Annotated in this window: 8 protein-coding genes; all 8 read right to left on the bottom strand. The window is 45.1% G+C overall.

Going from position 1 to position 12755, the window contains the following annotated elements; genetic code table 11:
• Positions 1-656: hypothetical protein (locus tag U9Q77_04605; protein MEA3286637.1), on the bottom strand; the 656-nt coding region annotated here is incomplete at its 3' end.
• A 23-nt stretch (positions 657-679) separates the two neighbouring features.
• The gene (locus tag U9Q77_04600; GenBank protein ID MEA3286636.1) at positions 680-2608 is read right to left on the bottom strand and encodes a hypothetical protein; all 1929 of its coding nucleotides are present in this window, start codon (positions 2606-2608) and stop codon (positions 680-682) included.
• A 9-nt stretch (positions 2609-2617) separates the two neighbouring features.
• Entirely contained in the window at positions 2618-3940 is a 1323-nt protein-coding gene (locus U9Q77_04595; protein MEA3286635.1) for a hypothetical protein, read from the bottom strand.
• Between the two features lie 24 nt (positions 3941-3964).
• Positions 3965-6418, bottom strand: coding sequence for a helix-hairpin-helix domain-containing protein (locus tag U9Q77_04590; GenBank protein MEA3286634.1), 2454 nt, complete (start codon positions 6416-6418; stop codon positions 3965-3967).
• A gap of 10 nt (positions 6419-6428) precedes the next feature.
• A complete protein-coding gene (locus tag U9Q77_04585) occupies positions 6429-7379 on the bottom strand; it encodes a hypothetical protein (protein ID MEA3286633.1) in 951 nt (316 codons plus the stop codon).
• A 39-nt stretch (positions 7380-7418) separates the two neighbouring features.
• Positions 7419-7781: a four helix bundle protein gene (locus tag U9Q77_04580; protein ID MEA3286632.1), complete on the bottom strand. Its 363-nt coding sequence runs from the start codon at positions 7779-7781 to the stop codon at positions 7419-7421.
• Positions 7782-7804: 23 nt separating this feature from the next.
• Positions 7805-9817, bottom strand: coding sequence for a lamin tail domain-containing protein (locus U9Q77_04575; protein ID MEA3286631.1), 2013 nt, complete (start codon positions 9815-9817; stop codon positions 7805-7807).
• A gap of 102 nt (positions 9818-9919) precedes the next feature.
• Entirely contained in the window at positions 9920-12514 is a 2595-nt protein-coding gene (locus tag U9Q77_04570; GenBank protein MEA3286630.1) for a T9SS type A sorting domain-containing protein, read from the bottom strand.
• Between the last annotated feature and the right edge of the window lie 241 nt (positions 12515-12755).

The following is a 12755-nucleotide window of genomic DNA, read 5'->3' as shown; positions in this document are numbered from 1 at the left end:
CCGGATTCATCACTATCGTAGATGTCATCATTCCAGTCACCAGGAATAACAAAATTACTATCTCCAGCAGCCATCATGGTCGTTAAATAACCATGTAGCATGGCAGATGCCTGATGCCTGCGCTCAATGCCGTCATTACAGCACTTCATGTGCACATCGATAACATTCAAGACCTGCTCAACACCCTCCTGCTCATATAAAAAGCTGACCAGCAGGGGTGGACGACTGGCGAAATTATAGTCATTGTGCTCAAACAGGTTATCCGTAAACACGGGCAGGAAAAAGTCCTGCTTATACACAATCGCCAAGTGCAAATAGGATGTTTCATCAGAAATGATGACGGAATATTGATCCAGACTATCAACAATATCCCCGAGAGCACCCTTGTTCTGGATCTCTTGGAGACAGTAAAAGTCGGCATCCAGAGAATCCATGATCAGTTCAACCCGATCTGTCGTTTTACTGCCAGCCTGTGGGAAATGCTCAATATTCCAGGTCACGATACTGATCCTGGCACTATCATCGATAGAGGAGATAGTGATTGGAGGTGTTTCTGTTACAGGTTCAGGTAGTTTCGGCTCAAGCGGTTGAGCACAAGTGGTCAGAACGATTAGAGAAACCGCAATCAGAAGTGTGAATACGAAACGATGGATCATGGGCGAAGTTTAGATAAGGTGGTTCAGTGTGACAGGTCGAGCTGCAGAAGAACAGGTCGATGATCAGATATGATCAACTCATAGTTTTCCCAACCTCCCAACCATTCCTCAACGGGAAGCGTCCGAACAAGACTACCTTGCTCAAACTCATTAAAAAAACCTTTTCCAATGAGGATATGATCCAGAAAACTGGGCCAGGTCGGATAGGAAGCTTGTTCTACGTCTCCAGCGATCTGCATGGTCGCCCATTGAAAATTATCTGTGTCATTCAGGAAAATATTGAAACTCTGCTCCATCCCCTGATCCAGAATATCATCATTCCAGTCACCTAGAACAATGATATTGCTCAGGCCGGCATCTATATACCCCATGAGATATTCATGTAGTTCAGCGGCTGCTTTTTTCCTACGAGCCAAACCATTACCACAGCACTTCATGTGCAGATTGATCACTGTGACCAGTTCCCTGACATCTCCATTTTCCCATAGAAAATCGATTTTAAGGGGTGGTCGGCCAGCAAAATTGTAATCGTTGTCTGCAAAAGGTTCATCGCGACCAACTGCCGATAAATATTTAGTATTATAGATAATAGCTTGATCAAAAAAGCTGGACTGGCGGGTAATTTCGAAGTTATACCCGGGTAAGTAAGTCATCAATTTTGAGAATTCATTGATTTTACCGATTTCCTGAACAGCATAGAGATCGGCTCCGATATCCAGCATCAGTTCAGCAACGGCCTGCAGGGTTGAATCATTGGCTTTGGGGAACCATTCCATATTCCAGGTCACAGCTTCCAGAGACATCTCCTTGCCGATGGTTTCCACCTGAAATTGATCCTCATCCAATGGTCGTGAGTCCCAGCTAATTTCCTGTGATGGGGTTTCCTGCAAATTATTGATATCCGGAAGTACTGATTTTTCCAGAGCATTATACCGGGAGGCAATCCAGTCGGCCATTTTCTCATCAGGTTTCACATCATCAACGGTGAGTGTGATAAGATTTCCGCGGTAAGTCGGTTTTCTTACAGCCAATAATTGTCCGGTATCAATATCGAAATCCAAAATTGCATGACCAATATTTGAGCCATTCCCGTAGCCTTGATAGACCGTGGTATGAGTGAGCGGATCTTCCCAGGGTGAGTTGTAACCGGCGTTGGTTCCGCCTGAGAATATGACTGAAAAGCCATCAAACAGATGCGCAAATTCAAGAGAGTTAAGCCCCTCTTTCCAAGTCTCAGCTTCATCTCTATCTTGAAGCAATTCTGTTTCAAAATCTTCAAATTCCTGGTCTCTATTGTACGGAACACCCAGGTGACACAGACCGATAACAATGTCCACATCCTTCCCATCCAGTTCACTCATGATCTGGTTTGCTGTTTCCAACTCAGAGTGTACGTTGAGATCCAGCGTTTTCCAGGGAAGTAGTTGACTTTTAAGAGCAGACGTTGTTAAACCGACAACAGCAATTTTTGCTCCTTGCTGTTCTACGATCGTGTAGGGACTCAGCCCATTCATGGAATCGGAAATATTTGCAGATATAAATGGAAAAGCAGCCTGTTGAGCACGTGAGTTCAAATTATCACTGCCCATGATAAAATCCTGGGTACCGGGAACCAGTGCGTCGTACTCCATCTGGTTCATCCAGTCGATCATGGTTTTGCCAGAGTCGATCATACCGATTGATGTGCCCTGAAAAAAGTTTCCAGCATCCAGCAGCAGAACAGCTTCACCGTTTTTCTCTGCCTGTTCTCGGGTCTCCTTGACATAGTGATACATGGCTGCCCCACCTCCCAGATCAGGAGGGTAGCTGGGGTTCATAAACCAGGCTTTGCCCCCGTGGATCGCTCCATGAATATCATTGGTAAAAAGAACATTGATGGTCAAAATTTCCTCAGCAGGAAGCGATACAACCAACATCAAGAGAATCAGGATTGTAAATAGTTTCTGAATCATAAGAATACTCTATGGAAGACGATAACTGGCAGTTAAATACAAGTTTAGCACACTTTCATTGATGGATTCGAGATCCGGATTGGTTGCCCGAGAAGCTTTTGGAAATATATCCGGATAAGTATAACCAAGCGATGAAATGTCCCCTCCCAGATCAAATTGAAAATGTTTGACGATCAAGCTGCCACCCACAGTGAAACGGGTTACGGAAAGAGCCTTGTCAATTGGGGATTCTTCATAGCTAAAGCCGATCCGCAGGGGTAGCGTTGGACTGGCCCAGTGTTCCAGACCAACATGGAACACGGCATAGTTATCCAACTGATAGTCAAATGAATCCGTGCCGTTCATACTGTCGGAATAACTGATCGATTGACCCGCGTGGAATTCCATTTCAAAACTGGCGATGGTTTTTTGTTTTTGTCCCGGAGAGAATGATATTCCCATACGGTGAACCGCTGGCGTCGAGATCGTGTACACCAAACTTGAATCCGACTGCAAATATTCAGGGTAACGTTTGGTTGAATCAGCAAAAGGGATAAGACCATCCGTATCAATACTCAGATCACCTGCTTTATCAAATACATAATGCAAGGCAGTGTGGGGAGTAATGTTATAGGTCAACCCGATATTGAAGCCCATTCCCGCTTCATCGATGGAATAGCTGGAAAGGTGTGAATACGAGGTGTCTGAGGCCAAAGCGTCATCAACGGATAACACCGAAACCGCCTTTAGGATAGATAGATCCTTCGCGGCATAATTGACCAGGCCAACTCCCATGGATAATCCTTTGAAGGTGGATGCAAATCCCAGATAGTGGCCATAGATCTGACCATTCATCTCATAAGTATGATATCCTGCAATCAGATCGCGATTGTAATAGCTGGATGAAAAGCTGTTACGGATCTCTTCGGAATAGGCATAAGAAAAATCATGGACAGGTGCCCAGGCGTAAGCTATGGCGAATTTCTCAAAACCATAATCAACAGCAAAGGCGTAGTGGCTATTGGTGTTGTTATTGGCTGCGTAGACATTTTTTGTAACAACATCATTGAATTGATCGATTGCCGGAATGCTGCGCGTCTCATTAATCTGCTTTAACAGAAGCGAAATAGAGAGGTTCAACCCATTGGAACTGGCTAAATGGGCCGGATTTCCTGTAACACTCCAGGCACCCTGATCAAGCGCAGTGCGTGACAAGCCCATGCTGCTGGATCGGGCGTCATAGCCATTATTTTGAGTTAGACCCAAGCCTGAGAAATAGCTTTGTCCAGAGACGCTTAGCGTCAGGATGAAGGTCAAAAGACCGATTACATAAATTTTTTGCTGGTTTTTCATATTATTTCTTTTCACCATTAACCTCTAAAAGGCGTAATCAAGTTGGAATCTGAAATCAGATTTTTTTGACCAGTTTATGATATTCATTTGGGGTGATCGGGTGTCTTCCGATGGACCACCAAATGCGTAATTTGTGGTTGCCAATCCATTATCATGGGAATATTTAAGTCTCATTGACCAATGATTCCCCAACCGGCTATAAGTGGATATCCAGTAGCGGAAATTTCCATCTAGAGAGTTAAAGACCCTGAAGTCTGTGTCCTCAAAGGTCCAGATAAATCCTTTATAGGCGGTCACCGCTGCTTTTATCCTGAAGCGTTCATTTACATTATGAGTTACAGCAACATTTAAAGCTTCACTGGGACTCAAGGCGTTACCCACGTCAGATGAATAGTTTGCGCCATCATCCAGATCAATGACCAACCTTTTTCTGGGATCGAAAAGGGTGGATGTTTTTGTGTATTGGACACTGAGTTGATTAAACTTGGATAAGCGGAACCGAGACATGAGGATCGTTTCTATATTGTCATAACCTGTGGGGGAAAAGAGATTAAACTCTGCCCGCTTTTGCCACTTATGACTCAGAGTGATCCGATAATTGAAGGTCGGCCGATACTCCAGGCGAATCTTTGTCCGATGGTAATTTGCTCCATCTGGTACACGCGTCCAGGTATCAAAATCGGTGGTCACCAGAAATCTACGATGAAGCTGGTACCGAGAACGAAGATAGACACCCCTTTCAGCCTGAGGCTGAGGAGCAGAAGCGTACAGATGGACATAGATCGGATCCTGCAAATAGTATTCATCTTCAAAAATTGAGCTCTTGTATTTTTGATAGTTGGAGAAGCTACGTTGATACGGGTTATCAAAAGCCAGATCCGTATCTCGATATAGCAGGAGCAAATTCAGATTGTCGAACTGTAGATAGGCTGACAAAATAAGTGCTTTGGGATCATTGGCTACATCTGTAATGCTCCCATCCACATCCAAGATTCCCAATTCTCCCTGAAGAGCTAAATTTTGAATGACGGTATTAAACTCCACTCCCATGACCCGTCGATGCGCCTGAGCAGCATCCCACAGCGGCGATTCAGCATAGGAAGCAAACATGGCTTCAATTTCACTGTCTGCACCATTACCAATACCTGTGAAATAGCGATGCGATGCTGTGGAATCGATAATTGTCCCCACTGGATCGGGGCGTAGTTCCTTGTCATACAGACTCTCGTAGGAAGAAAATCCGATGAAGGTTCCTGGCAAAAACTCATAACGTAGATGTCCACCATAGGTCACTTCATTGACTGTATTCAACATGGGCTGAGCCAGGGTATCGAGAAAACCCATATTCTGACGTGGATATAAGGTTATCAGAGAACTGAAAGATTCACCATCTTTGTTCAGGATCGCATCACGATCTTTCTTGGAAGCAAAGCCCATAAATACAATTTTGTCAAAAAGACGGGCCTGTAAACCCAGTCCGTTAAAAGCATATTCCTGGGAACGCGATAGATCAGTAAATATCCCGGGAACCCGTTTTTGCCAACCATATCCAGACCGACGTGGTGCCCGAAAATCAGTATTCTCCATGACAACACCCTGTCCGAAAGTCACATTATAACTCCCCAATATGACCCGATCCAGATGTACCGGTCCAAAATCAAAATCTGAAAGTGTGAGAGCGGCTTTAACTTCCGGGATATCAGTCCCTTCAAAAACGCGGTTTTCCTCTCCCAGGTGACGGTTATACACCATCCCGATCTTCCAATGACGCGAATTAGAGAAACTCAGCTTGTGCAGTAGATCGGGCGGGTAATTCGTCGAGATCGGACTGGCCGCTTCTTCATCGGTTGAGTTGGTGGAGGGGATGGTCTTCATCACCGTTGAGTACCACAAATGCCACTGTCCACTGGGGGCATCATCAAACCGCACAAAATCTCTCAAGTTTCGATAGCCATAGTAAGAGAGTCCCACTGCATTTCTCAGGGCACGTTGATATCTAAATTCTCCCATCTGCTCTCTAAGATTCAGGATAGCCACGGCATCAACGGGGGTCACATTCTGAAATGAGATGATATCTTCGTATGAAGCGGTATTGATGTTGATGGGTTCTGCCAGACGGTCCAGCCATAATTCGATGAGTCCTTCGCTGGCACCTTCCTGGGAGGTCCATTGTTCAACTTTCCGATAATTGTCTTCCAATCGGGAATTGTTCTTTTGGTGTTTGGGATAGATCGAGATCAAAGATTTTAATTGAACCAGATCTTCAGGTGAAATTTGATCCAGATCAGCAATTTCATAAAAACTGGAAATAGGTCCCGTTTCTTCAATGTATTCGATGAGGGCTTGCTTGACCTCTTCTCTGGTATCCAGATCCATGATGCTGGCTTCATCGGCATTATTGATATCCAGGGATGTGGAAAAAGCCACCTGGATCAATATCACAAGGTGTAGCCCCAATCGAATGAAATGTTTATTCATCGAGGGCGCCTTACTTGCTAAAGCCTTTTAAATGAACACTCAGGGATATGGCATGGGTCAGGGGCAGTACTGGATGTGTGATAACTCCGTACTCCATTGTGATCCCTTTGGTGTTAATCTTCATGCCAGCTGATAGTCGATTAGGCTGAGATTGCAGGCCAGTCAGAATGCTGTAATGGGTATTTAATCGGTATTCCAATCCGCCATGGAACTCAACGGGATAACCTGAAATGTAATTCAGAGAGAAAGTTGTGGTGACCTCCTCTACAGGGGAATAGGCAAAACCACCAATGAGAACCTGAGGCAGAGGAGTTATGGTTCCAGCACTGCCAATGGCTGGTTCATTGATGTTCTTAACTAGCACGGCGGCTCGATGCTTTTTGCCCAGGCTGGCAACCAAACCGATATCAATCCCCATTTCAGTGGTTGAGCCCAGATCAACGCCATCTGATCCGTCACCGGAAAGCCCGGCACTTTTCCCGTAAGAAATTTGCAGGATATTCACCGTGGCACCCAGTGCCAGAGAGGAAAGTCTATCTTTCATGAGGAAGGCACCATAGTGCAGTCCGATAGCGGTTTCAGAGGCTAAACTGCTGGCACCACTTGTGGTATTAAGTGATGTGGTTGTCAGTCCAAAATTACCCAGCATTTTTCCTGAATCATAGGCAACTCCAGCAATGGAATGGTTCAGAAAGCTTTGGCTGAACAGGTTTTGATACCCGGCAATCAAACCAATCCCTTTAAACTCGGCCAACAGAGCAGGGTTTGAAAAAAGCAGATCTGCCGAATTACCCCAGGCAATATTACTGGAGGCAACAGCCGTACTGCGAGCAGTAGTAGTTTGAACAGCTGAAGTCACCTGCGCCCAACTCTCACATAGGGGAAGAAGAATAAAAAATAAGGTTGTCCAAATCACTTTGATTGATTTGACAGGCTCTACTGTTGTCATTATTCTTTTCATTTCCATCTTCTTCTTGAATTATTAATTATGAATTGTGAATTATGTGTTTTCATTTTTCTGCTTCTTTGAAGTGATAATTATTGATGCCAATATTTTGTTGATCTCTTTTATATCTTTAATAATTGATTTGTAGAATTTTTCTTCCAAATATTCCGAACGAAATAACAACTCAATCCAATAATCAGTCTCATTTGCTTCTTTTTGAGCAATTGCCATTTTATGAATAAAATCTGCTTTACTTTCAGCATGCTCAGCTTCTCGAACTAGAGCACCAATAGCAGTTCCACTCTTTAATACTTGTTTGCTCATAATGTATTCATTGTTACTAATAAGAAATTTATAAAGCTTTACTATGCGTAAGGCAAAAGCAAAACTCTTTTCTTTTATTACGTTCTCTTTAATCATTTACAATTTATCATTCACCATTAGTTGATGCGTGACGCGACAACAACGGGTGCAATATCCCGGAGCGTCTCACCGCTAATACGATTTATGGTTTCCAGATGCATGATATAAGTACCGGGAGGAACAAGCTTGTAGGTCTCGGTACGACCTTTCCAGTAATTCGTGATCTCCAGAGCTGGCGTGCGATAACCATCAAACAGGGTGGTAATGAATCTTCCGGATAGATCGAATACACGAACAACGATATGTGAATTTGCCGGGAATGAGAAGGTGTACTGAATTTTCTCACCGCGCAAAGGATCAAAGGGATATGGTGCCACGTTCAGAACGGTTCCACCGTCCCCTGGTTCACCCTCCTGATAGGGTTGAACATCACTGGCATAGGCGACGACCAATTGACCTTCAGAATTATATTGCCCGGCAAGTCCCCGTACTGTCACATAACTACCAGGTTGGAGCAGTGAGTTGGCTACAGAATCAGAGAGCAGAAAGGTCGAGTCCCAAATCCGAAGGGTCACCTGTTTGTCTTTCTCGCTGACTATTTCACCGGTAATGTCCTCAATGACTGCGTTTGTGCCACCACCAATATCATAGGCAACCGTGGAAACGACTCCATTGATCTCTACAAATCGATCTTCAAATGCTAAACTATTTAAGTCTGCAGTAGAAATTTTTGTCACATTAGGCACAGGTCGACCGGTTGCGATTATGGTTGTGCTGAAGTCTTGAATTTGTTTGGTTCCGTTATACTCGGAAATCATTCCGGTAATGCTGATTGAATCACCATTGATCAGAGCAGGGGAAAGCGTTCCTGATGCGGAGAGTACCAATCCATAACCTGAATAGTCCTGGAAGTAAGCCTCCGTTCTATCGGTTCGCGTGATTCCCGACCCGATTGCAATAACACCGGTCAGGGTCATCACTTGATCGTTATAGCTGTTAAAATCCTCCCAGATGGTTTGGATTGTAACCGGTGGCGGCGGATCCGCAACATCAACACCTTTTACCGGACTGGTTTCTGAGAGCCCGCTGGTATTAATGGCTGTGATGAAATACCCCAACTCACCTTCAGTCCCAGTAGCCGGGATGGTTGCCGTCCAGACATCTCCACTGGTGTTGGTCATCACCAGATCAGTGGGCGTTCCAGTATCAGAGGGAAAAGTATAGGTAAGAACAACACTGGAGATTCCAGAAGCATCCGTTACTTCAGCAGTCACAATCATATCCTCGGAAATTTCAGGATCGTCAGGTGTAATGATAATATTGGCAATCTCAGGTTTGTCAATGGTGAGATCCACTACCGACCAGGTGGTGGCCAGATTCTCGCTGGTTTCGTCATGACCAGTAATCCCGTTACCGCCAGTGGTGGTTTCAGTACCCTCGTCACCGTTGCGGATGAGTTTGGAACCATCCAGGTGGGTTGCCATGAATGATTGCGATGCCACCGGTGTATCCGCCAGATATCCGGCAACAGCTGATTTATCGATCATATAGTTGGAAGCGGTACCGCTATCAGTCCCCCACACCAGATACTCAACGTCTTTTACCGTTGCCGACGTTCCGTCCCAGTAGAAAAGGATCAATGATTCAGCGGTATTATCCAGCTTCACGTTGGGAGAGCCACCAATAGTGGTTTGACCATCCACGGCGTTTAGCATATTATCTTTCAAGGCCAGATCAGGTCGTGTTCCGTAAGTGATTTCATAATCGCTATTTCTAGCCATACTAAGAATAAGAGAAGCGCCCCCTGTTAAGGTTGTATCGGGAAACCGGGCAATAAAATCGGTGGGGCTGGAAGACCAATAATCCACACCACTGGGCAGGTTGTAATAATATTTTCCATTGGCGATGTCTGTGGCATCTGTCAGATAGTAATTACCCAGATTAATATCAGAGCTACTGGGGTTGGTGATCAACACGTATTCACCTGCTGATGGCTGCAGGACAATCTCGCTGATAAGGAGATGATCCGTAGCCTGGAGTATATAGGGCATCAGCAATATGAGCGCGGTTTGAAATATTTGTCTCTTCATTCTCTCACTTCTATTTCATCACTGGTAATAGTTATTATTACCTATTTCTAAAGATACGAAAGGCGCCTTATTTATGGACGCCTTTCGCTGAATTTGTTTTACTTATTTAACCAGCATTACCTTTTGGATGGCTGATTCTGTCGGGGTTGTGAGTTGGATAAAATAGACGCCTGAACTCAGGTCAGATGCATTCCAACTCATGGAAAATTGACCTGCGGCACTCATACCCTCGGCAAGGCGAGTCACTTCACGACCCCGGATATCAAGAACACGAATGGTTAACTCAGCAGATTCCTGGAGACTCCAGCTGATTGTAGTAGCAGGATTGAAGGGGTTGGGATACGCAGGATTCAGAGCAAACTGTTGCGGTTTACTGTCCAAAACAACAATGTCGCTAGTGCTGACAATATCCTCTGCATAGCCCACACCCATTTGGAATTCATCGTAGTATTGACCGCCAACACCCATAAAGGACCATTCTGTACCGACAGTTAGCCCACTGACATCGATCCCGGTACTCTCCCAGATGCGGACAGCACTGGTATCCGTTCCATCAGTTACGAGTACGGTTTGACCCCCACCAGCAGACCAGGTATCTGAAATCATACCCTCAACCCGAACCAGTGTACCTTCCCATATTTGTGCATTGGCTTCACCAGGAGTCAGATCTACTGGAGTTGGAATATCATTTCCGGTTGAAATGAGCTGATAGGAGAAATCTGCTAATTCCACTGTGGTATAATGGATAACGATAACACCAACGGCTCTTACTAAATCCCCGCGATTTAATTCGATCTCATCGTAGTTAAAAAGGTTGATTCCGTGACCAGATCCATCCTGCATATAGGCATTGGTGAGACCGGTCTGTAAAATACCTGACCCGATTGTGATCACACCTTCCACGGTAAAAACCTGTCCTTCTACGGGATCAGCTTGAATATCGGCAATAGGTGTTGTTTCAGTTGAGGCGACTGCAATCTCAAATGTGTAGGATGTAAACTCCCCGCCATCATTAGTCACAGCCACAACCTGATATTCTAGAAAAGTGTTGTCAGCCTGGGCTGGAATAACGCCTGCCCAAGTGACCCCACCATTCAGCCACATTTCACTGCTGTTCAGCATGCTGCCATCAGTACCATACATGATGGTGGCTGAGCTAATGGTCTGGACCAGATCACCCGGTGTAATGTCGATGTAAATTTCTATTTCATTGGCTGACGTTACAAAATCAGGGGAATGGATTGCATCACTGAAAACAGGGGTAATAATATCTGACACAAAATCGCTGAGCATCCGTGGTAAAATCTGGTAGGTCCCGCTGAATTCAGAAACCACACCGATTACATCCATAGGCCAGGCAGGCTCTGTGGAACCGTCAATTTCAGTTTCTTTGTCAATCCGCATTACGGTAACATCGGTTCCGTTGTCTGTGATATCTATATTGGCGTTTGAACCACTGGCTGGCCATGCATCACCACTACCTGCATTGGAGACTCCCATGATCATGATCAGTTCACTTTCATAGTTCTCGCCATTGGTTGCCAATTCTGCCGCAGTAATAACCTGGGGATCCGGTAAGGTATTTCCCGTACTGTTCACAACAATATCACTGGCTGTGGCAGGAACAACTTCAAGCTTTCCATTATATTCATCAATTGATCCGGTAACAGTGATCTCATCGCCAAGGCCTAAATCTATCACAGCGCCTGAGAAGTAAAGATCAATCCCTGCCGTTGCATCTTCAAAAGTATATTCAGTACCACTACTTGAAAAATTAACACTATTGACAAGGCCAGTAACTGTAACCAGTGTGCCTGTACTCTGCCCACGAGCCTCAAGAATGGTCATCGCTGCACTGATGTATACCGTGACAGTAGTCTCATCGGTCCCGGTTTCTCCATCATCATCAGTAACGGTGAGAGAAAAGACCCAGCTGCTGGTTTCGGTCACAGTAGGTACCACAAAACTGGCAACTGAAGTATTGGCATCTGTCAGGGTAACGTCAGATCCGGACACCTGTTCCCATAGATAGGAAACGATCGTGCCATCACTGTCAGTACTACCGCTGCCATCCAGGGTGACTGTGGCACCACTGTCCACAGATTGATCTGAACCGGCATTAGCATTTGGTGGATAATTCACATTCGGATCAAAGGTCTGATTGGTATTCACGGCGCCGGGAGTGGAGGTTACGTGTTCCCAGGGAGAACCATCAATGCCGATTCGGCTAATAGAAGAATCTGGAGGAGAGGCAAAATCAGTACCCCCGTCTTCCATGGCATTACCATCTGCATCGTTCATTGTTCCTTCGTAAGCTACAGCATCTACGATACTGCCACCCACGCTTAAAACGACTCCATCAGGATCACCATTCTGAATAATGTTTGTAGTCGGCCAGGAACCTGGTGTCACATCCACATTGGGAACAGTGGCGGCACCGATCACATAAAAGCCAAAACCATTTGATTCATCTGTTAGCGTGATCGTGCCCAGATCAGCAGTCTGATAAATAGCATCACCATTGCCATTGATCAGTTCAACGACAACAGATAAATAGGTACCAGCCGGACCGGCCAGCTCCACATATTCAGTTGCATCTGTACCGGGCTGATTATAATCAATCTCGTTAATAAATAATTGGCCATAAGCAAACATGCTTATTAAACTTAGCAATAATAACATTTTAGCGGTTTTCATGGAAGACCCCTTCTTTAACTATTTCTTTGGGTTGATTTTTTTGAATATATATGAAGCTCAGCATCATTGAACCGTGATTATAACCCGTGGCAGCGGCTCATCCAAGGGTGTTCAATGGGCAAATCGATGTATTGGCTAGATGTTTTGGGAGGTTGGGAGGTTGGGAGGTTGGGAGGTTGGGAAGTTGGGAAGTTGGGAGGTTGGGAAGTTGGGAAGTTGGGAAGTTGGGGGTTGGGGGTTG

It is taken from the genome of Candidatus Neomarinimicrobiota bacterium (assembly GCA_034716895.1).
GTDB lineage: Bacteria > Fidelibacterota > UBA8477 > UBA8477 > JABMPR01 > JABMPR01.
The sequence above is the reverse complement of the archived record's forward strand: the minus strand, read 5'-3'. Positions and strand labels throughout refer to the sequence as shown.

Coding starts and splice junctions, on each gene's coding strand:
- U9Q77_04600 (MEA3286636.1), bottom strand. CDS start 2,608: ATGATTCAGAAACTATTTACAATCCTGATTCTCTTGATGTTGGTTGTA.
- U9Q77_04595 (MEA3286635.1), bottom strand. CDS start 3,940: ATGAAAAACCAGCAAAAAATTTATGTAATCGGTCTTTTGACCTTCATC.
- U9Q77_04590 (MEA3286634.1), bottom strand. CDS start 6,418: ATGAATAAACATTTCATTCGATTGGGGCTACACCTTGTGATATTGATC.
- U9Q77_04585 (MEA3286633.1), bottom strand. CDS start 7,379: ATGAAAAGAATAATGACAACAGTAGAGCCTGTCAAATCAATCAAAGTG.
- U9Q77_04575 (MEA3286631.1), bottom strand. CDS start 9,817: ATGAAGAGACAAATATTTCAAACCGCGCTCATATTGCTGATGCCCTAT.
- U9Q77_04570 (MEA3286630.1), bottom strand. CDS start 12,514: ATGAAAACCGCTAAAATGTTATTATTGCTAAGTTTAATAAGCATGTTT.